Genomic DNA, 20244 nt, shown 5'->3' on the forward strand with positions numbered 1-20244 from the left:
GAGATCGGGTGTGGTTGATTCACGAGCCTTTAGAGAAATTGGAGTGAACGAGGTAAACGGGGATCAAGAAATCCCTTTAGCCCTACTGTTTGTAGCTATTGGGAGAGAGCATAACAAAAAGTGACTCAAGAGACCTAGAGTAAATGCCGATAACTGAATGAAACAGTTACCCCGCTCGGCCCATGCATTCGCTGGATGTTTGACTGAAACACATATAGGCAGAAGTGACTTGAAGAGGAGGACGACATGTTAGGATCTTGGTCCATTGGGAAAAAAGATCAATCTGCTAATGGGTCCCAAAAGGAGCAAGACGCAAACGAATCTAGGCCTACAGGAGAATCGGGAGAATCCGACAAGGCTGCAGAAACCTTAGCCAGGGTTTTGCGATGTCTGGGCCGTCATGCGATTGAACTAGACCACCTTTCGGAAGATGAGATAGAAAAGGAGTTTGAACGGTGGGCGAGACATGTATTGGTGGGTGCCCAGATCGGCGACGAGACAAAAAAAGGGGATGCAAGCCCACGACGGGATTGGGGGGCACTCACTCAATTTGTCAATGGCCATCGTCAACAGGAAAAATCCTATGTGACACGCAATCTTCAAGATATGCGAAATGTTCTTTGCGAATTTACCAATATCATGGGACGCACATTTGTGGAGGATCAGGAAACTGATCAACAAGTATCCAATCATTTGGGCCAATTACGTACGGCAATCGAGGACGGTTCTTTACAGGATGTGAAACAAGCCCTCTTGGCTGTGGTTGAAGGTATCAGTGCTCTTGTGGATGAACGAAAAGAACGTCAGCAACAACGCTTGGAAAGTCTTGGAGAAAAATTGCGTGTTGTTGAAGAGGAGCTGGGTGGCGCACGAAAGCTCATGACGCTGGATGCTCTCACTCAACTCTATAACCGCGGAGCGTTGGATCTTCAATTAGAGCGAACAGCCGGCATGAGTTTCTTCTCCGGGACGTTGGCCTGTATTTTAATGGTTGATGTCGATCATTTTAAGCATGTCAACGATACCTATGGCCATCCGGCAGGCGATGTGGTGTTACAGCAACTGGCGAAGCGCCTGGTGTCGACCTTTCCCAGAAAAACCGATTTTATTGCCAGATATGGAGGGGAGGAGTTTTGTGTTTTGCTTCAGGGAGCCGGAGAGGAACTGAGCCAGCGATTGGGTGAGCGTCTGTTGGATGCTGTGAGAAGAGAGGAATTTTCCTACCAAGACATCACTATTCCGGTCACGGCATCGATCGGATTGGCAGAGTTACTCCCTGGGGAAACCGTGTTCTCATGGATAGAACGTGCAGATCGTGCGTTGTACCGGGCAAAGGACAACGGGCGGAATCAATTGTGTCTGGCAACTGATAATGTTGGAGTGGGGAAGAAAGACTGAGTCAAAATGGTAGGTATGAGCTTCGTTTAGCCGAATAATTGAGGATCAGTAGAGCTCAGTTGTTGTAAGGCTAATTGATGGATGTGGGCCATGTCTTCAAAGTTCCCAATCCGGCTGTGGAAAAAACTGGCAATTTGTGGAATTCCCGCCATGATGTGCCCCAGAATCGGTTCCCAGTCTTCCGGTTGAACGGTTAAGCGCCCCTGACTGTTCTTCTGGGCTGAGGCAATGGCAGCGTTGGTATCGGGATTGGTCCAGATGTCCGCAATGATACCGGAGAGTGCAACGGTATCTACTAGAGGCTGAAAGTCCAACGGAGTCTCAAATAATTCAGGTGTATGGCTATAGAGAATGGCCATCTGAAACTCCTCAGGAAGTTGCCAATGCTGGGCCAGCCAGGCTCCCACCTGTGAATGATCGACTCCCAAGTGTTCAAGTTCATACTGGTGTAATGTGGCATGATTGTCCTGATTGTGTTCCTGGAGGGAAGCAATTTCACCCGAGGCCACCTCGTTTAATGCTAAGAGGCCGATATCCTGAAGCAGGGCACCAAGAAACATGAGTTCTACGTCCGGAAAAGAAAAGTGTTTTCCAATGGCACGAGCTGCCACACTGGCCAGAATGGATCGCCGCCAAAATTTTACATGGTCAATCCCGGAAGTTGAGACCTCTTTCATATCTTTGATTAAACGATAAAAGCAAAAAGACAAAGCCAGATTGGCGATCGTTGAAAATCCAAGCAGAGTCACGGCCTGTCCGATGCTGGTCACCTTGTGTCGAGATCCACCGTAATACCCCGAATTCGCCATAAATAAAATTTGAGCGGCCATTCCTGGATCCTGGCTTATGATCGTGGCCAATTCTGAGGCATCAGTTTTTTCATTTTGGCACATTTTGAGAATGGTCGAGGCCAGGGGAGACAAAATGGGCAAGGATTTACAGCCTTTTATCCTCTCAAAAATCGTGGAACGCTCTTCGTCTTGAACGGGATCTAATGGAAGTGTGAGTTGCATGAAAGAATCCTAGTGAAATGAAAAAAAAGCGATAGAGATTAAAACTTCGTTGCCTCTTTAACGTCTTTCCTTTTTTCGGTCAAAACAAGGCATGGCTTAAGCAGGGTCCCCATAGATTCATGGGGGAATATGGGGTGATGACGTATCTGTCATATTTTTCGGCATCATTACCGAACTGAAAATTCTGGCCTATATTCCAATCCCAAACGAAAGGTGAATGGTTGAGCCGGGAAGCCGGCAAACTGTTCATAGGAAGCGTTGGTGACATTTTCGAGGGCTGCGTAGCAACTCCATTCGGTAAAGGGATGGTAATTAACCGTGATGTCTGCCTTGGCAAATCCTCCTACTCGTGTGGTTTGGGTAGGAACTTGAAAATCAAAACTGGAACTGACCCATGTAACTTGGCTTTTGACATTGAGGGTCGAAGATAGCTTCATCGTAACCCCAAGCCATCCGCGCCATTTTGGGCGGTTCCTTAGTTGATCTCCAGTTTCCGTCACTCGAGTGGTGAGGTGGGTGAGACTCGACTGGAAAGTAATAATAGGGATTGGCGTAAGAGACAGGGAAATATTCCAACCATGAGTTTCTGTCTCATCAATATTGGCCAAGCGAATAATTCCTTGGTTGAGGAGGTCGGGATCGAGGTCAATAAGGTTCCTGAACCGGTTGTGAAAGTATTCTATTGTTGCGGTAAAGCTTTCATCGACTGTGTGATAGTCTAGGCCGAGATCCCACCCGACACTGGTTTCGGGTTTTAAGGACGGGTTCCCAATTAAGGGATCTCCTAAGCTGGATAGGCTCGGCAATTTGAACCCCCTTCCATAGCCACCACGAATCTGGATTGAGTCTACCAGTTGATATTTCGCTCCAATCCTGGGACTAATCTTCGGCTGGAACCCTTGTGAGATATCGGCTCGAACACCGGAATTCAGGGTCAGTTTTTGCCACAAGACCGATGTGAGTTCGGCAAAGGTCCCACCGAGTGTTCGCCGAATGGCAAAGTCATCTGGTTGGTCGGAGGGGCCTCCGAAGGAACTCAAGTTTTGCGTCCCGTTCCGTCTTCCGCGTTCATGAGTCAGCTGTTCACCAAGGGAAAACTTCCATTGTGGGTTGATCGTCCATGTTGTCGTCATGCGTGTTTGAAAACGGGTGTAGAGGGTTTCAAAGTCAGTCGGAGGCAGGGCATAGGTGGCGGGAGTCGCAAGAATTCCGGGGTTGGAGACGTCTTGAAGTCTCCGAGTGACGCTCAGAAATACCTGATGCTGCCAACCCGAAGGCATGTGAAATGAGGCTGACAAACCGGTCAGAAATTCTTGGGTCTTTCGACGTTCGGTTTCCCGGAGCAAAGCGAATTCCAAACCACCGCTGCCTTCTGGAAAACTCCGTACCGTTGAATCTGTATATTGCCCGTTTAGTTGAATGTCAAAGTTGGGATCTGTCTGAATGGAAAAATTCCATCCAGCCGAGTCCATCAAAAATGAATCTTTCTCGATTTGCTCTCCATTTTGGGTATGGGACAGCGTCAGATTGGCGGACAATGGTCCAAGTGATCCTCCGGTTTGGACAAGCCCTTTGAGATAATCGTATCGACCTCCTTCGCCCAAAAGGCGAAAGGAGGGAGTCGTGGAAGCAGATTTGGTAATGAAATTGATTGCGCCCGCCATAGCTTCAGAACCATAAAATGCCGAGAGAGGCCCCCGAACAATTTCTACTCGCTCGATCCGATCAATAGGAATAGTGGAAAGATCAACAGAACCGCCTCGCTGGTTGGTTGAGTCATTCATGGGGACCCCATCCAGCATAATCAAGGTGAAGTTGGGATCGGCCCCTCGGAGATACACTGAGCTGATTCCACTTCTCCCGCTCATCTCATCGGTATGGAGTCCTGGGACTTGCTGGAGGATGGTCGTTACCCGATTGGGCTGAAGGGGGGCAATCTGTTCGGCATTGAGGGTCGTAATGCTTTGAGTTGATTGGTGAGATTGGGTGGGTTGGGCGGAACCTGTGACAATCATCGTATCAAGAGTCGGAACCGATGATTCCCCGGACTGTACCGGCGTGGGAAGCCATATCCTTATAACTGAAAGACTGACCAAGAGAATTTTGCCTGGGAATGGCAGAAATGGGGTCGGCATTATAGAATGACATTCCGGTGGGGACGGAGGTTTGCCTGGCGGACTGACACAGCCGTTCTCACCGGATAGGATCTATACGAATTTTCAATGGTTGTCCACTTCTTACAGATGAAAGTTGGTTCATGAAAAAACATGAATATCGAACAGAACCCATGACCACGGCTTCCATGCCATCGGGGGTCCTGCATTTAGTTGTCAATGAAGGCGCTGAGCGATTTAGTTACTATGGCATGCGTTCCATTCTGGTCGTGTTTATGACCGGGATGTTACTGAATACCCAGGGAAGCCTGGATCCCATGGGCGAGGCTGAAGCAAAAAGTTATTTCCATCTGTTTGCCTCGGCAGTGTACTTTTTCCCGTTTTTGGGAGCGATCTTGGCCGATGCCTTTTTGGGGAAATATAAAACGATCATTCTTCTTTCTTTGGTGTATTGTGGGGGGCACGTCGTTTTGGCTCTCGATCACACCCGATTCGGCCTACTTCTTGGGTTGATTTTGATTGCGATCGGCTCCGGGGGCATTAAGCCCTGTGTATCAGCGAATCTGGGGGATCAGTTTGGTATTGCCAATGCGCATCTTTTAACCAAGGCTTTTGCCTGGTTTTACTTCGCCATCAACGTCGGAGCTTTTGGGTCTGTAATGCTGACCCCATGGCTTTTGGAGCATTATGGCCCGGGTCTAGCCTTTGGGGTGCCTGGCATCTTGATGTTTGTGGCCACCATCATTTTTTGGTCTGGCCGGACTCACTATGTCCATATTTCTCCGGACCGGGCAGGGGTGCTTCAAGCGCTTTCAAGCCCACAGGTCTGGCGAGCGATTGGAAAGTTGGCGGGGATTTATGTGTTTGTCGCATTTTTTTGGTCTCTCTATGACCAAACGGCTTCAGCATGGGTTCTTCAGGCCCAACACATGAACCGTGTTTGGATGGGTATTGAATGGTTGCCTTCCCAAATTCAGGCAGTGAATCCCGTCTTGATCATTCTGTTTATTCCTTTGTTTACCTATGTGGTCTATCCGGTTTTGAATAGAATAGTCCTCCTCACATCATTGAGAAAGATGGCCTTGGGCTTTTTTATGACGGCTGGGGCTTTTCTGATCTCAGCCTATATTGAGCAACAGATTGAATTGGGGATGAAGCCAGCAATTGGCTGGCAGTTATTGGCCTTCGTGGTGATTACGGCTGCGGAAGTCATGGTGTCTATTACCTGTCTCGAATTTTCCTATACCCAGGCTCCACTTAAACTCAAATCGCTTCTCATGGGCTTGTTTTTGCTTTCGGTGTCTTTAGGAAACGGGTTTACCTCCTTTGTGAATTTCTGGATTCAGAATGCAGATGGGACTGTTGCGTTGACCGGTCCCGACTACTATTGGTTTTTTGCGGGCGTCATGTTTCTTGTGGCCTGCTTGTTTCTTTTGGTGGTAAAAGGTTACGAGGAAGAAACGTATTTGCAGGGAACAGGACAGGGATGATCTGACCGGAGATTCAAGTTTCTCGCCCATCCAGACATTAATAATCCTCACGATCCTTCCTTATAACCGTGAGGAGTAGGGGAATATTCTTTCCCTTCCTGTGAATGTTGAAAAATTATAATTTCCAATGGCATATTGACCCACAGGCACGTTGCATATTAGAGGCCTCGGGACGGTTCAAAAAAGTCGTCCAGCAAGGTCGCAGTCATTTTTGCGCGCAGAGCGTACTTCCAGTACGTGAGCACGGAAAAATGGCGAGAACGCCGCTGGCGGCTTTTTTCAACAGCCCCTTCCTGTAAACCAGGGCCCTACGAACAACCCTATAACCATCTGATGGAGATACAAGCTTTATAAGGAAGAGGGGAAATCTACAAAAAAACGGGAGAAAAACCGAAGACAGGTCATTGAAGAATCAAGGCAATTTTCTTTTTTGACTAAGATACAGAACTTGATTCACCCGAAAGGCCTGGTTGTAGTGGCCGGATTGGATATACTGAGAATGAAAACATCGACCATCAAACATCATCAACCTGTTTGGGCGCATTTCGATGAGTTTCAGCAATTCCCAATATTCATTTCCGTCGTTGATATACCTATTGTCCCGACAAGCGAAGAGTGGATTGAAAATCATGCTGTTTTGGAAGTTTTCATACCCTTCCGGGCTGGTAAAAAATTCGTCGCTCAGTTCCAGTTGGTTCGCAAGCTGTCGGATCGTCGCGTCCGGTATCGGAGGTACCCGTTCGAGTCCTGTCGGTCGATGGCGATATAACCCGGTTCCACCCGCACAAGAATCTACAGGATTAAGATAGACCATGGCGGTGACATCCTGATCGATGTGAGGTTGTCGTTGCCCGACGTTTAGTCGGTAGTTGTCAGTCTTGATACCTTGAAAGACGACTGGTTGGGGAGAAAAAAATGTGAAGAGAGGGCATCCCCAAAGGGCGCTTAGCGATTCTACCAATTTTCGGTGCTCATAATTGAGTCGTGCTCGAACTCCAGGAAAATTCCCTACGAGTTCGAAACGGTCCGTATAGGGGAGGTTTAACGCGATTTTGAGGATTTCTTCAGGATATTGATAGAAATCATCTACGATCACGACCTGATGTTGTCCCAGTCCAACGCGTTGAATTGATACTGTTTGGTGTGGATTGAGGGCCAGAAGATCCGAGCGAATGTAATTGGACATGGAGTCCCTATTGGTATTCGACTAGGATGACGTTAAAAAAACGGGCCTATAGTGAACCTTGTTTCAAGAGGAGTCAAGGGGGTTACGTAAAATTGGCCTGGAGAGAGAACGATCACCCTATGAGGCCAGCAAGGCATTGAGAGGAGTCTGGAGACATGGGAGCTATATATAGAAACGTCTTAGAGCAGATTCGCATGGCCTTTCCTCAGCCGGTGTCTGACCGAGTCCATGATTCCTATTTTGTTCATAGCATCATGAGGGCCGTTGAAGCAGTGGATGCCATGAAGAGTGAGCGACCGATTCTCGGTGAGCGTGGTGAATTGGATTATCACACGGCTCGGCTTAGCCGGTTAGCTGAAAAGGGCAGCAGTGTTGAGGCTGTCACCCAGGAGTTGGTGCAGTATTGTTCGGGGCTCACTGTCTGGGGGCACCCCCGGACACAGCAAAATGTTGTTCCCCCCGTCACGATCTCTTCTCTAATTGGTGTGTTGCTCGCTTCACTCTATAACCCGAATTTGGCGTGGGATGAATATAGTCATCGGGTGGGTTTAGCTGAAGTAGAAGTGGTCGGGATGATGGCTCAATTATTAGGCTATGATTCTGAGCTAGCCGGGGGGATGTTTACTTTTGGCGGAACGGGAACCACGCTGTACGGCATGAAATTAGGCTTGGAAAAATCACTCCCTGGTTCCATGGAGCATGGGATTCGTGAAGATGCGGTGGTGTTTGCAAGCGATAGTAGTCATTATTGTCGTTACAATATTGCAGGGTGGTTGGGGTTGGGGAGTCATAATCTTATAACCATTCCTACCACTATTCACAATGAGATCAATCTCAAGGTGCTTCGGGAGCAAGCTGTACAGGCCTTACAATCGGGTCGAAAAATTGTCGGCATGATCGCCACGCTGGGGACAACGGATGCATTCGGGCTGGATGATCTCCAAGGTATGGTGACGTTGCGGAATGAACTCGTCCAGGAGTTTTCTCTGCCTTATTGTCCCCATATTCATGCGGATGCAGTCATTGGATGGGCATGGTCCGTCTTTACCGACTATCCCTTTGAAGCGAATCCGTTAGGGTTCCGTCCTCGGACTGTGCGGGCCTTGGCTGGAGCCTGCAAAAAAATTCGACATCTCTCTTTGGCAGATTCAATTGGAATTGATTTTCATAAGCCAGGGTTTGTCCCCTATATTTCAAGCTTAATTCTCGTTCGGCAAAAAGAAGATCTCGATTTGCTACAACGTCCCCCGGATCAGATGCCCTATCTGTACCAATTTGGTGAACAGCGGCCCGGCATGTATACCTTGGAGACATCACGATCGGGTGGGGGAGTGCTTGCTGCCCTGGCAAACTTAAAATTGTTTGGGAAAGAAGGGCTGCGAGTCATCATTGGCCATATTGTAGAAATGGCGCAACTTTTGAGGGAGCACCTGGAGAGTCATGAATGTATGACGGTGGTCAACCGGGATAACTTTGGCCCCGTCACTCTCTTTCGGGTGTATCCCGAAGGGGTGGACACATTCCAGATAAAGGAAGCGGAGATGCATGATGTCGCGTTCCGTGACATTCTGTTGGAACACAATGCGTTCAATCGAAAGGTTTTTGATTTTGTGCATCAGGAAGGCATGGCCGGGCGTGGAGTAATCCTCTCATTGACAGATTGCTACCGTCATACCGATTATGGGGAACCAATCGTGGCCTTGAAATCATTTATTCTTTCGCCCTTTGTGGATGAAAACAATGTGGAAGCGGTGGTTAATAAGGTGTTAGAGGCCAGAAAGTTGCTGACGTTGTCCTAAATGAGGTGAGAGGTAGACGGAATTTCACATGCTTGGCTCTGTGTGAGGTATGCGAAGGCTAATGAGTGCCAAATTTGATGATTTTTTGTTAATGGGAGAGAAAATTGAGGTGCTAAAGAGTACCGCTAGAGAGTGAGTCAAGAAGCAACGGTGCGTAAATTCTGCTCTCGACAGCTAATATTCCCCGATCTCGAAACCCATGATAGGTAAGCGCGATTTCGGTATCTGGACCCCGCCAGTTGTACTGTTGAGCACGGATCATGGATCCATAGGGATCGTTAGATTTTCCAAATTCATTTTCCAGATACTGCAAGAGGGAATTATGGGTAGCTTCTCCTTTGTAATGGAAGAGGGCTCGAACATACTTTCCATCTATTGTATAGAGTTTGACGGATTCCAACTCAATGGATCCGAGCTGGGGTGCTCCGAGTTTAATTGTATAGATTTGCAAGGAATTAAGTGAGTCGATTTGCTTAAGATCTGAGCGTTCCCGAAGAGAATGGCCCCAGAGGCTGCCGAAAAACCCTTTGGGATCATTTTCAATTGGCGTAGCACTTAAGGCGGGTGTCCACGGGAACTGGCAGAAGCAAATTATGAAAAGTATTCTAAGGCTGATTGTAGGATAGGGGCGGGTAAATGATTGGAGACTCATGGTCATCCCAGACGCTACCACGCGCAGGGGATGAAGACAATGGAGAAAATGATTTCTTCCTATTTGTTGATGAGCAGATATCAAACGCAAGGATTGTTAAGGGCATACCATGGCAAATGGGAGACGGAATCAGAACGCATGAAAAGCAGGTTGGAGTTCCGGTAGGTGAATCGTTGAATTGGAGGAATTCTTTCCGTTGAAGATGCCATCCTTTCCGGTTTCTCCAGCATTTAACATAATCCACTTGTCAGGGTTATGCATGATGGCTTGGACCAATTGGGTATGGAGCGCGTGTCCCGCGCATTTTGCAATGAAATGACCAATAACCGGAATTCCTAATAGCGACAGGTCGCCAATGAGATCGAGAATTTTATGGCGAACGCATTCGTCCGAAAAGCGTAGGTCCTCATCATTGACCAATCCGGTATCAGAAAAAACGACCGTATTGTGTAGTGACCCCCCGAGCCCCAGTCCTCGGGACCATAAAAATTCGACTTCTTTTTGAAAGGCAAAGGTACGGGCTCCGGCAATATTTTTACTATACTCATGAGGCGTACAAAAATGGTGATATTCTTGTTGTTGTATAAGGGGATGAGGGAAATCAATGTTATAGGTTATTTGGGGAAGTGCCGAGGGAAGGACACTGATGGATCGGTGATCGTCTTCCACAGTGATTGGTTGAACAATTTTAAGGTATTTGCGTGATACATCCTGAGTGAGGATACCGCTTTGGTAAACCATGTCCACAAATGGTGTGGCGCTTCCATCTGCTGCCGGGATTTCGGTGCCAAGCAATTCCACGTAAGCATTATCGATTTCCAGGCCGGCTAGTGCACTTAACACATGCTCAACCGTCTGTATGCCAAAATCACCAGCTTGAAGTGTGGTGCAATGATCTGTCTGGCCCAAAAATGAAATGCCAGCAGGGCATGATTGAATTTGATCAGCATTATGCTTCATGACAAAGACCACCCCGGTGTTAACCGGAGCCGGGTGAATGGCAATTGAGGCAGGGTTGCCAGAATGCAGACCAATGCCAGATACAAAAGATGATGTTTCGAGAGTTTGTTGATGACGCATAAGAGACCGGTAATCTTAAGTATTCAATGTGCAAAATTTATACTAATTGAGGATTTATATAAAGGCAGTGTTTTTAGGGACAAAATAATCATTTTGTTTCTGATGTGTTGCAGAAACCAAACAAATGTATACTTTTCCACTAATTAGGGTTTAATGATTAAAGGAGGAGGAGTTGGAGTGTCGTGTGGGAATTGTTGGTTAAGAAGTGGATTCGTGTGGATTTGTTGAGAAATTTTCAAGGAAGCGACGCGATTCAGGGGCTTCAGCTACAGCCGAATAAGGAGAAAGAGCTAATTGTTCAATGATTCCTCGGTGCTTTTTTTGTAAGCCAGAGGCTAGGAAAATTTCCTGAAAAACTGCCCACTTTTTTGACGTATCTTGTAACAGTCCCTGACAGAATTCTTCAGGTCTTGTCCTGAGAGTATTGGAAAAATGCTGGACTGCTTTTTCTATGCTGTGATAAGGAGGAGCCAAATTGAGATGAGTGTAGAATTCTTGAAGGTGGCTTCTGAATTCTTGTCGAAGTTTGAAAATAGAGTCTGATGGCAACAAGGGCGCTAGTCTTTACACATAGATGAAACAGGAGTTGAATTATCCGATGTTAAAGCGGTGAATGGTCGATTGACAAGTCCTTGCTTGAAATAACAGATTCAAAGCAGGAGGTCTCAGAATACATGGGTAAGTAGAAAAAGTTCGCAACAATTATTTACTTAATGGAAAATAACAAATCCTTCATAGCAGGTTCCTTTAACTTTTGAAGGGCTTTGGCTTCAATTTGGCGGACACGTTCACGGGTAACGGACATACTTTGGCCGACCTCTTCAAGGGTCCAGGGTTCGTCCTGGCCAATGCCAAAACGGAGGCGAATCACCATTTGTTCCCTTGGAGTCAGGGAATCCAAGATCCGTTCGACTTGTTGGTTCGTTTCCTGGCGCGAGACAGGTCCATCGGGCGTCAAAGTTCCCATATCAGGAATGAAGTCTGTGAGAAAGGTTTCTCCATCTCCAACCGGAGTCTCTAGCGATATAGGATCCTGAAATGCTTGAATGGTGTCATGAACTTTTTCCACACTCAATTTGAGTGCTTCTCCAATGTCATCCAACTGAACCGGGCGGGCATACTGTTGGGTCAATCGTTTTGAGGCGCGAGCTATCTTGTTGGAGATTTCATTTAAATGGACAGGAACGCGAATGGTTCTGGATTGGTCAGCGAGTGATCGGGTAATCCCTTGTCGAATCCACCACGTGGCGTAGGTGCTGAACTTAAATCCTTTGCGATATTGAAATCGTTCTGCCGCCTTCATAAGCCCAATATTGCCTTCTTGGACTAAGTCCAGAAAGGCTAGGCCATGACCCGTATAGCGTTTCGCGATGTCGACAACCAGGCGAAGATTTCGCTGAACGAGTTCGGATTTCGCTTTTTCTAGTTGGAATTTGGCTTTTTGAAGTTGCTGACAGAGATCCTGAATGGATGGGTGTACTGAGGGATAGGTTTGGCCTAAGTCCAACAAGACAGATTTTAGTTTTTCAATTGCTGGAGCCGAAAGGCCGCTTAAGGCAAATGTTTCCTTAAGCAGAGCAATGGTCCCATCCCTTTGTGGTCCCTTTTTTAAAGGCTGTGTGAGATGAAGGCTCTGCTTGATAATGAGCCGGATTGCTCTGGACGCCTGATCAATTTCCTTCGCCAATTCGATTTCAGAATCCTTATTAAGAAGAGGCCGACTGCCAAATGATCGGAAGTATAGTGATTCGAGAGCTGGCCCGAATCCCGAAGGCTTGATCCCCTCAGTTTTTACGGTAGTGAGTTCGATCTCTGTGGGCTCATCCAAAACGGTTTGGTTTTCCATAATAGTTTCCCTGTGGGTTTATGTTTTCAGGTGACCTATTTAGTTCAGCAACAAGTTGAACAGTTGATAAATTCTTTCAAAGCAAAAAACACGCCAATGTTAGGTTTTAAACCTTCCACCCATCAATGCAAAGCAACTCAATGCCATATTTTGAAATGTTGGGTTTCCTTCATTGTGACAGTTTGGCAAAAGCCTCTCATTTCATGAAATGTAAAACAATTTGAAACAAAAGGATAAAACTGACATCCGTGGAATTTTTCCAGAATTATAAGATGGTATTTTAGCTATTAAAGAAATCGGTAGCCCATCCAATTCCCTGGATAGTGCGAAAGGGGAAAGACTAACAAGTTTCAAGATGGTGGAAGATGCGGAAGGAAAAAGTGCAGAGCTAATTGACAGAACTGTTATATTTCTTACACGTTATTGCAAAAACGGTCTAAATCTTCTTCCCGGCCAATCATAACCAGCACATCACCTTTTTCAATGACGTCATCCGGTTTGGGAGTGAAATTAAAGATTTCTTCTTTCATCATACGTCCTTTGACCATCCTGGTAACTTGTTTTTTTATCCCAATCACATTCAAGTTATGCTGTCCGCGTAATTTAACATCCTCGAGACTTAATCCGGACAAGCTCTCTGAAACGGACACTTCCTCCACACTGAAGCCCGGAGCCAACTCTAAGTATTCAAGTACGCTGGGGGAAACCAGGCGGTGGGCGAGACGGACGGCCGCATCCCGTTCGGGATAGATAACCTCATCAACCCCCAGATTCATTAGAATTTTTCCCTGAATTGGGGCCACGGCTTTGGCCACAATAGATTTTACCCCCATTTCCTTGAGTGTTTGAACAATAAGGATGCTAGCCTCAATGTTTTCACCGATACTGACGACTGCGACATCGACGTTTTGCGCGCTTACCGCTTTTAACGCTCGTTCATCAGTCGCATCGCATTGGACAGCGAAGGTGGCAATGTCACTGATCGCCTGGATTTTTTCCTCATCCTTGTCGATGGCAAGTACTTCGCATCCTTTGGTAACCAATCCTTGTGCAACGCTATAGCCGAAGCGCCCAAGGCCAATGACTGTGAAAAGGCGTTTCATAATAGATTAGGTCACGACTACTGTTCTCGCCACGCGACTATTCCTGTTTTAAGAGCAGCAAAAATTGCTGTGGAAGGGAATCCTTCTGATCCGTTTTAGAGCGGCGGTTCGGTATTTTGCATGTTGAGAACATACGCACAAGGGGGGCACTTTCAAGGTTAAAGAATCTGGTCAATTGGAAAAATTCGTAGCGTAGGGATGTCACGACTGAAGTTACTCAATCATACGTCTGAATGAGGAGGGTGTCAAGAATTTTCAAATTGAAATGTCGACGGGTTGTCGCGTCAAACTTTTCATGAAGTCTCCATCATTATGATGGGTATCAAATTGAAGAAAAGCCTTGCTAAGATGCGTGCCTTATGAAAATTTTTCAATCTGGGGAACGGGTTCATTTAATCGACAAGAAAGAACGGCCGTATGCCGTCACACTGAAAGCCGGAGAAATCTTCCAACATAGTGGAGACCGGATTGCCCATGATGACATTATTGGAAAACCGGATGGTACTGTGGTCCAGTTTTCCAATGGAAAGTTAATGGTTGCCGTTCATCCAACATTAGCTGAGTATACCTTGAAAATGCCTCGAGGAGCTCAGGTGATTTATCCCAAAGACTTGGCCGTCATCCCAATGTGGGCTGATATTTATCCAGGCGCCAGGGTCTTTGAAGCTGGTGTAGGATCGGGAGCCTTAACCATGGCCCTTCTGCGTGCGGTGGGGGATCGGGGGTGTGTGGTGAGCTATGAAATGCGGGAGGATTTTGCGGCTACCGCTACGAAAAATATCGAACGGTTTATGGGAAAGGTTCCCAACCATTTTCTTCAGATTCGTGATGCCTATGAAGGTATCGAAATTGGGGAAGGGACGTCTTCCTGGAGGTTTGATCGGGTCGTGTTGGATCTTCCAGAGCCATGGAGGGTAGTTCCTCATGCCGCCAGGGCATTACGTTCGGGGGGGCTGTATCTGAGTTATGTCCCGACGGTGCCGCAGGTCATGCAAACGGTACAGGCTTTGGAGCAGAGCCGGGTTTTTACCATGGTTCAAAATTTTGAAACGTTATTGCGGACTTGGAACATTAAAGGCCGAAGTGTCCGGCCTGACCATCGTATGGTTGCCCATTCAGGTTTTATCACCGTGGCCAGAAAAGTCGAAAAAAATATTTGGCAAACGGAGCAATCGAATACTATCGAACCTGAATCCCAGTCAGAGGATCAACTCATCAAGGAGGATGAATATGCCGGCAATGGATTAGATACTCCCTGAGCCCTAATGGGCCAACCAGCAGGAAATCATTACCATGGTGGGTCCCGTAAAAACGATCATCATTGCCGATGATGAGGAAGATCTTAGGCTGTTGGTCCAAGTCACCCTTGAAAACCCCTCCTATCGGATTCTCACCGCAGTTGATGGTTGTGCAGCCATGGATGCAGTTTGCACTCACATACCCGATCTGTTGATTCTCGATTGGATGATGCCGGGTCTCGATGGGTGTGAGGTGGTGCGAAACATTCGCTTACGCTCCGATACGGCCAGAATTCCAATTGTTATGTTAACCGCGAAAGATGGGATAGATGCACGTGAGCAGATGGCTTCCCTTAACCTTGCAGGCTATTTGGTCAAGCCATTCAGCCCATTAGAGTTGATTCAAAAAGTTCGCGAGGTACTTGCCTCATGAGGAAGGGTAAGCCCGCGGAGGATGGGATTCCTTCTTCATCCTTAATGGGTCATTCAAAGGACGAAGCTTCCCAAGAATCTGCCACAGGGAAACTTCAGGCGGCTCGCTTGCAGCTCATGGCCTATGCCAAAGATCTCAAGCAGATGTTGGAACAGGAAGGTCAGAAAACCCAACAGCTTAAAAAAGCTCATGCCCAAATGCTTGCCTACGCCAGGGACCTTAAACTGTCATTGGAAGCAGAACAACGGAAGAATAGTGAATTGGAGCAGGCCTATGCCGATACTATTCTTCGCTTAGCCCGTGCGTCACGCTATAAAGATGAGGAAACCGGTGCGCATATTGAACGATTAAGCCATTACTCGCATTCGCTTGCGTTGGCTATTGGCTGGGATCAGCCACGCGCTCGTTGCTTATTTGCGGTTGCTCCAATGCATGATGTTGGGAAAATTGGGGTGCCAGATGCTGTGCTTGGCAAGCAGGGGCCATTGACGGAAGAAGAATGGCAATCGATTAAGCAACATCCTTTGTTGGGAGCGAGTCTATTGGATGGCTCGACGTCTCCCTTGCTAGAGATGGCTAAAGAAGTCGCGCTGACTCACCATGAACGTTGGGATGGAAGTGGATATCCTCGAGGTCTAAAGGGAACACAGATTCCCCTAACCGGGCGGATTGTGATGCTGTGTGACCTTTACGATGCTTTACGGAGTCGACGACCGTACAAAGCAGCGTTTACCCATGCGAAGACATGCGACATCATTTTGAACGGGAACGACCGTACAAAGCCGACACATTTTGATCCACTTCTTTTGGAAGCCTTTCGGGAGATGCACCAGAACTTTAACGGCATCTATTCCACCGTGGCGGAAAACTAATGTACTTTGCAGCAGGCTGTCATTGATTACTTGGGGTGTTCAATAGAATATCCAGCTTCTGTCCAGGCATTCATACTTCCTTCCACATTATAGACATTCTGATAGCCCAACCCCATTAAGGTTTCGGCAGCAATATTGCTGCGGTGTCCGGATTGGCAGTACACCACGATGTGCTGATCCAGTTTCGCGTTGAGCTCTCGGTGTCGTCCTTGCATTTCTCGAAAATCGATATTGAAATCCGTTCCGGGAATGAAGCCACTCATATGTTCGTCCGGACTCCGAACGTCGATGAGCACAAATCCTTTTTGTTTGGACTGGGAAGACTTTTCAAGTCCTGCTTTAAGTTGCTGAACTGTTAAAAGATAGGGCTCAGCAGTAACGATGGGGAGATTCCACCATCCCGAGAAAAGAAGAGCGATTGTTAGGGAGAAAAATAAACGTTTCATGGTTATCCTCCATAGTATTGGGAATGGCTTTCTTGTTTTGAAGAAGTTAAGGAAAATGGCATTGTCCCATTTGAAAAGGAAATTGAGCAGGATATTGTTGAGCGATTGTTTTAAAATTGTATGGTTGGTTAGGAGGGACGGTCAAGCGAGTTATCCCGAATAGAAGAGTCCCGCCAAGGTTATGAAATTGAAAAGGGCATCATCGATTAATTTGAGATGGATCGTGTTAGAAAAATAGGATGCCTACCCGTTGAGGCTGTAAGGATTGGCTGAGGTGTCCAACCGTGGGGGGAATAGTTTGAGGACTTACCGGGTGGAAGGAGAAGTTTGTCTTAAATCTTCCAAGGTGAGAAGGGGGAGCAATTGAATGCCCATGTGGGCCAGATGGCTTTTCCCTTCATTTCCGGATCGATCCACAACTACTAACCCATGTGTCACAATTAAGCCCTGAGCGCGAGCTGATTCTGCGGCCTTTACCAATGATCCGCCTGTTGTTAAGACATCGTCGACCACTAAAGCTGTTTCCCCGGGATGAATAGTGCCTTCAATTAATTTGCCCAATCCATGATCCTTAGGTTGTTTGCGTACGACGAACGTTCGCCATTCCCGCTGTGGATCGGCTCTATAGCCAAAATCCGAAATGCAGGTGGCCAGGGGAATCGCTCCGATTTCCAACCCGCCAATAAGCGTGAAATCTAAGGATTTAAGCCGGTGATAGGCTAATTGAGCCACAAGATGACGTGAGTGCGGATGAGCCAATACAATACGACAGTCAACATAATAGGGGCTGGTTTTCCCTGAGGCGAGGCGAAAGCCTTCTTGCTGATTCCATTTGAAGGCTTCCAGCTGATGGAAGGCCTGAATGAGGGCATTTTTGGGCATAGGAAGTTTATAGGACATTATGGTTGAGTCATAGGCGAATTCCTTCTACCATTACGACTTCAAGATCTGCAACAGGGCGCGGAAAAGATTATGGTGATATAAGGGGAATGTTCGAGTGAAATCGGAATGCGATGGTGTTGGGCGAATCTTGCCTCCTCCCCCCTTGAGCGTTAAGAACTCCAAGGCCAAAAAAGAACTCAGCGTGAAGGAGTGTATCGAATGTTTAAAGTAAAAAAACGTCCATTGAAAAAAGAAAAGCCTCCGGTTCTTTATAATATTCTAGAGAACTATACGGATTATGATCCCCCTGGAAATGTAATGGTGTGCGGAATGACGGAACCCGAAGATCTGGAGATGCATGCACGAGTCCTGTCTGAAAGTTATGATATTCCTCTTGAAGACATAACGGGCGTGCTTCAAGACGGGGGGGTTTATCTCTATCCGCATGAAGGTACGCTGGTTACAAAAGGCGCATTCGTGTGTCGCGTGGATCCTCTTGGCAAAGATCCGAAACACACGTGGGTCATGGATCTTGAGCAATATGCGGCGGCGGAGCGCATGCGTCAAAGTTATGGTGTGACGTTGGAAGAAGCCATGGAGCGGGTTTTTTATCGAGGACTTCCTCAGGAATTGCAGGATCGGTTGCGGCAAAAAAATTTAGGAATTGATTTGACAAAAGTCGACTCGGGTATCTCGTGTGGTGGAGACATTCAATTTATTGATTTTCGAAAAGATTGGTCTCCTCATTTTAAACGAAAATGTGTCATGCCTGATGGACGATTGATTGAGATCAGTGGGCTCCATGATTTTGCGCAACTGCATGGCATCAGCATAGAGGAGACCCGTGCGTTGTTCGATCACGGGGGGACTCTTGCGCTGAAAGATGGTGGGGGCCTTGCCTGTCAGATTATCAATGGCCAGCCATCCGTGGCTCGCTTTAATTCACGCCAATTCAGTAAAGCCAAAGCTCTCGCCAAGGAAAAAGGCCTTCATATGTTGGACGCCTTAAGTGAAGTGGCTTATCAAGATCCCGTGTTGATGCGAGCGCTTCGTCGTGCAGAAAACCCCTCATTCTAAATGTTCCTTGATTTTCCTGTGGGGCAAGTTCCAATACCGGATTTGCTCAAGGTGATAACCTCCAAGGATAGCGTCTTGAGCTGTCCTCACGCCATTTCCTTCATGTTCCTTCCCTGATCTATTCCCAACCAATCGAATCGTAACCTCGTTCCGAAAGACATCGGTTGACGAACGCCTGGTGGGCTGGTGTGGGTTGCGAAGCCTGGAATAAGCCACGAATAAAGCCAATGGTCGCACCTGTCGCGGCACCTATGGCTGCTCCAATACCCACTCCTCCTCGAAGGGCGCCACTGACTGCTCCGACGGCACCCCCTGCTCCCGCCCCAACGGCAGTATTCCCGGCCACTGTCGAGGCTTCGTGTTCTGGGACATAATCCTCTGCAAGCTGTTTGCATTCCTCAATGTCCTGTTCAGCTCGATCGGGGCCAACTTGTTGAAGATGATCGTTGGGATAGAGGACCGGGCGAGGGCCAGAACACCCAAAGCCTAGAATGCAGACACTAGAGATGCTAAGAGAGACAATAAAGGACTGAAAATGGGAATGGGGCATGCTCTGTGCTCCTTTAATATAGGAAATCGTGTGTTTAATGAGAGAGGGTGTTTGGTGGCCGAACAAATCTGGCGCTTAGACGCATGAGCCATTTTTTAGGAATGAATGGAGTGATCCAGTGTGTTGCCAGTCCTTGCCACCCAATAGTCACGAGGGATTGCTTGGATTTTAGGGCCTTTAATGATTTTTGTACGACGTCCCGTGGAGTGTGAGGGGAAGCCATGTGGCGTGGACAATGTCCTGCCGTTTTATGGAAATCGGTTTCGGTATAGCCGGGACAGCACACCTGGATGGTCACCCCCCTTTCCCTGGCCTCCATCGCCACGGCTTCAGAAAAAGATATGATAAAGGCTTTGGTGGCGGCATATTCCGCCATATAGGGAATTGGGAAAAATCCTGCTACGGACGCCACATTGATAATTGCACCCTGCCGTCGATTCATCATATCGGGTAGGAAGAGTCTTGTGCTTTCTGTGGTCACATGGATATGGACCTGTAGCATGTCTTGAATAGTTGGGAGTGACATGTCTGCAAATAAACTATACAGGCCAAAACCGGCATTGTTGACAAGCAATGACACATGAGGCCGAAATGATTGAGCCAAACTGTAAAGGATTTCCGCCGCGTGAGGTCTGGCCAAATCCAGTGTTTCTGTCCAGACCTGAATAGAAGTGGTCTGTTGAATCTCCTTGGATAATTCAAGTAGACGGTTTTGGTCCCGGGCAACCAAAAGAAGGTCAAAACCTTGAGTTGCTAAGGCTCTGGCATATTCGGCTCCAATCCCTCGTGAAGCTCCTGTGATGACAGCAAATGGCGTGATATTTTCCATGGAAAAAATCTGAATAAATCGTTCAACCATAAAAGGCTTTCTTCCTACAGGTCAACTCTGGATTGAATGTTAAGCGCTGAGCATAAAAAAGTCGTTATGGGTTTTAAACAAAGCATGATCATGAAATAAGCCGGAAATTATTAAGAATTATCGAGGATGTGCCGAATAAAACCGGTATGCGCCGATCAATCGGTTATTTGAAGCCGATTGCCTGAATTCACCACAAACCAGAGGAC

At 47.2% G+C, this 20244-nt stretch carries 18 protein-coding genes; 7 read left to right on the forward strand and 11 right to left on the reverse strand.

What is annotated here, in order from left to right; all coding sequences use genetic code 11:
* Positions 1-246 precede the first annotated feature (246 nt).
* Positions 247-1398, forward strand: coding sequence for a GGDEF domain-containing protein (locus PJI16_12530; protein MDT3778386.1), 1152 nt, complete (start codon positions 247-249; stop codon positions 1396-1398).
* A 26-nt stretch (positions 1399-1424) separates the two neighbouring features.
* Here PJI16_12530 and PJI16_12535 read toward each other — a convergent pair whose 3' ends face one another.
* Complete coding sequence (locus PJI16_12535; GenBank protein ID MDT3778387.1) at positions 1425-2411, reverse strand: HDOD domain-containing protein; 987 nt, start codon at positions 2409-2411, stop codon at positions 1425-1427.
* 167 nt (positions 2412-2578) lie between these two features.
* Positions 2579-4546 carry a TonB-dependent receptor gene (locus PJI16_12540; protein ID MDT3778388.1) on the reverse strand — a complete coding sequence of 656 codons (1968 nt, stop codon included), beginning with the start codon at positions 4544-4546 and terminating at the stop codon, positions 2579-2581.
* Positions 4547-4668: 122 nt separating this feature from the next.
* Between PJI16_12540 and PJI16_12545 the strand changes: the two genes are divergently transcribed.
* Positions 4669-6015, forward strand: coding sequence for a POT family MFS transporter (locus PJI16_12545; GenBank protein ID MDT3778389.1), 1347 nt, complete (start codon positions 4669-4671; stop codon positions 6013-6015).
* Between the two features lie 412 nt (positions 6016-6427).
* Here the strand turns inward: PJI16_12545 and PJI16_12550 are convergent, their stop codons facing one another.
* A complete protein-coding gene (locus tag PJI16_12550; GenBank protein ID MDT3778390.1) occupies positions 6428-7201 on the reverse strand; it encodes a DUF6445 family protein in 774 nt (257 codons plus the stop codon).
* 155 nt (positions 7202-7356) lie between these two features.
* On the opposite strand from PJI16_12550, the gene PJI16_12555 reads away from it, so the two are divergent.
* Complete coding sequence (locus PJI16_12555) at positions 7357-9000, forward strand: pyridoxal-dependent decarboxylase (GenBank protein MDT3778391.1); 1644 nt, start codon at positions 7357-7359, stop codon at positions 8998-9000.
* A 112-nt stretch (positions 9001-9112) separates the two neighbouring features.
* On the opposite strand, the gene PJI16_12560 is transcribed toward PJI16_12555, so the two are convergent.
* From PJI16_12560 to PJI16_12575, 4 genes are all read right to left on the reverse strand, one after another.
* Entirely contained in the window at positions 9113-9652 is a 540-nt protein-coding gene (locus tag PJI16_12560) for a hypothetical protein (GenBank protein ID MDT3778392.1), read from the reverse strand.
* A 129-nt stretch (positions 9653-9781) separates the two neighbouring features.
* Positions 9782-10732: a UDP-3-O-acyl-N-acetylglucosamine deacetylase gene (gene lpxC, locus PJI16_12565; protein ID MDT3778393.1), complete on the reverse strand. Its 951-nt coding sequence runs from the start codon at positions 10730-10732 to the stop codon at positions 9782-9784.
* 706 nt (positions 10733-11438) lie between these two features.
* Complete coding sequence (locus tag PJI16_12570; protein ID MDT3778394.1) at positions 11439-12578, reverse strand: sigma-70 family RNA polymerase sigma factor; 1140 nt, start codon at positions 12576-12578, stop codon at positions 11439-11441.
* A gap of 413 nt (positions 12579-12991) precedes the next feature.
* Complete coding sequence (locus PJI16_12575) at positions 12992-13681, reverse strand: TrkA family potassium uptake protein (GenBank protein MDT3778395.1); 690 nt, start codon at positions 13679-13681, stop codon at positions 12992-12994.
* Positions 13682-14040: 359 nt separating this feature from the next.
* On the opposite strand from PJI16_12575, the gene PJI16_12580 reads away from it, so the two are divergent.
* Genes PJI16_12580 through PJI16_12590 form a run of 3 tightly spaced genes read left to right on the forward strand, consistent with a single transcriptional unit; the run spans position 14041 to position 16224 of the window.
* Positions 14041-14940: a tRNA (adenine-N1)-methyltransferase gene (locus tag PJI16_12580; protein MDT3778396.1), complete on the forward strand. Its 900-nt coding sequence runs from the start codon at positions 14041-14043 to the stop codon at positions 14938-14940.
* A gap of 34 nt (positions 14941-14974) precedes the next feature.
* Positions 14975-15352: a response regulator gene (locus tag PJI16_12585; GenBank protein MDT3778397.1), complete on the forward strand. Its 378-nt coding sequence runs from the start codon at positions 14975-14977 to the stop codon at positions 15350-15352.
* The gene (locus PJI16_12590) at positions 15349-16224 is read left to right on the forward strand and encodes an HD domain-containing protein (GenBank protein ID MDT3778398.1); all 876 of its coding nucleotides are present in this window, start codon (positions 15349-15351) and stop codon (positions 16222-16224) included. The genes PJI16_12585 and PJI16_12590 overlap by 4 nt, the downstream gene beginning before the upstream one ends.
* Before the next feature lie 26 nt (positions 16225-16250).
* Here the strand turns inward: PJI16_12590 and PJI16_12595 are convergent, their stop codons facing one another.
* Complete coding sequence (locus PJI16_12595; GenBank protein ID MDT3778399.1) at positions 16251-16670, reverse strand: rhodanese-like domain-containing protein; 420 nt, start codon at positions 16668-16670, stop codon at positions 16251-16253.
* Between the two features lie 306 nt (positions 16671-16976).
* On the reverse strand, positions 16977-17570 hold the full coding sequence (gene pyrE / locus PJI16_12600; protein MDT3778400.1) for an orotate phosphoribosyltransferase: 594 nt from the start codon (positions 17568-17570) through the stop codon (positions 16977-16979).
* 201 nt (positions 17571-17771) lie between these two features.
* On the opposite strand from pyrE, the gene PJI16_12605 reads away from it, so the two are divergent.
* Positions 17772-18629 carry a hypothetical protein gene (locus PJI16_12605; protein MDT3778401.1) on the forward strand — a complete coding sequence of 286 codons (858 nt, stop codon included), beginning with the start codon at positions 17772-17774 and terminating at the stop codon, positions 18627-18629.
* A gap of 118 nt (positions 18630-18747) precedes the next feature.
* Here the strand turns inward: PJI16_12605 and PJI16_12610 are convergent, their stop codons facing one another.
* Both PJI16_12610 and PJI16_12615 read right to left on the reverse strand, forming a co-directional pair.
* Complete coding sequence (locus tag PJI16_12610) at positions 18748-19179, reverse strand: cell envelope biogenesis protein OmpA (protein MDT3778402.1); 432 nt, start codon at positions 19177-19179, stop codon at positions 18748-18750.
* 34 nt (positions 19180-19213) lie between these two features.
* A complete protein-coding gene (locus PJI16_12615; protein ID MDT3778403.1) occupies positions 19214-20038 on the reverse strand; it encodes an SDR family oxidoreductase in 825 nt (274 codons plus the stop codon).
* Positions 20039-20244: the final 206 nt, after the last annotated feature.

It is taken from the genome of Nitrospira sp. MA-1 (assembly GCA_032139905.1).
Lineage (GTDB): Bacteria > Nitrospirota > Nitrospiria > Nitrospirales > UBA8639 > Nitrospira_E.

Coding starts and splice junctions, on each gene's coding strand:
- PJI16_12530 (MDT3778386.1), top strand. CDS start 247: ATGTTAGGATCTTGGTCCATTGGGAAAAAAGATCAATCTGCTAATGGG.
- PJI16_12535 (MDT3778387.1), bottom strand. CDS start 2,411: ATGCAACTCACACTTCCATTAGATCCCGTTCAAGACGAAGAGCGTTCC.
- PJI16_12540 (MDT3778388.1), bottom strand. CDS start 4,546: ATGCCGACCCCATTTCTGCCATTCCCAGGCAAAATTCTCTTGGTCAGT.
- PJI16_12545 (MDT3778389.1), top strand. CDS start 4,669: ATGAAAAAACATGAATATCGAACAGAACCCATGACCACGGCTTCCATG.
- PJI16_12550 (MDT3778390.1), bottom strand. CDS start 7,201: ATGTCCAATTACATTCGCTCGGATCTTCTGGCCCTCAATCCACACCAA.
- PJI16_12555 (MDT3778391.1), top strand. CDS start 7,357: ATGGGAGCTATATATAGAAACGTCTTAGAGCAGATTCGCATGGCCTTT.
- PJI16_12560 (MDT3778392.1), bottom strand. CDS start 9,652: ATGAGTCTCCAATCATTTACCCGCCCCTATCCTACAATCAGCCTTAGA.
- lpxC (MDT3778393.1), bottom strand. CDS start 10,732: ATGCGTCATCAACAAACTCTCGAAACATCATCTTTTGTATCTGGCATT.
- PJI16_12570 (MDT3778394.1), bottom strand. CDS start 12,578: ATGGAAAACCAAACCGTTTTGGATGAGCCCACAGAGATCGAACTCACT.
- PJI16_12575 (MDT3778395.1), bottom strand. CDS start 13,681: ATGAAACGCCTTTTCACAGTCATTGGCCTTGGGCGCTTCGGCTATAGC.
- PJI16_12580 (MDT3778396.1), top strand. CDS start 14,041: ATGAAAATTTTTCAATCTGGGGAACGGGTTCATTTAATCGACAAGAAA.
- PJI16_12585 (MDT3778397.1), top strand. CDS start 14,975: ATGGTGGGTCCCGTAAAAACGATCATCATTGCCGATGATGAGGAAGAT.
- PJI16_12590 (MDT3778398.1), top strand. CDS start 15,349: ATGAGGAAGGGTAAGCCCGCGGAGGATGGGATTCCTTCTTCATCCTTA.
- PJI16_12595 (MDT3778399.1), bottom strand. CDS start 16,670: ATGAAACGTTTATTTTTCTCCCTAACAATCGCTCTTCTTTTCTCGGGA.
- pyrE (MDT3778400.1), bottom strand. CDS start 17,570: ATGTCCTATAAACTTCCTATGCCCAAAAATGCCCTCATTCAGGCCTTC.
- PJI16_12605 (MDT3778401.1), top strand. CDS start 17,772: ATGTTTAAAGTAAAAAAACGTCCATTGAAAAAAGAAAAGCCTCCGGTT.
- PJI16_12610 (MDT3778402.1), bottom strand. CDS start 19,179: ATGCCCCATTCCCATTTTCAGTCCTTTATTGTCTCTCTTAGCATCTCT.
- PJI16_12615 (MDT3778403.1), bottom strand. CDS start 20,038: ATGGTTGAACGATTTATTCAGATTTTTTCCATGGAAAATATCACGCCA.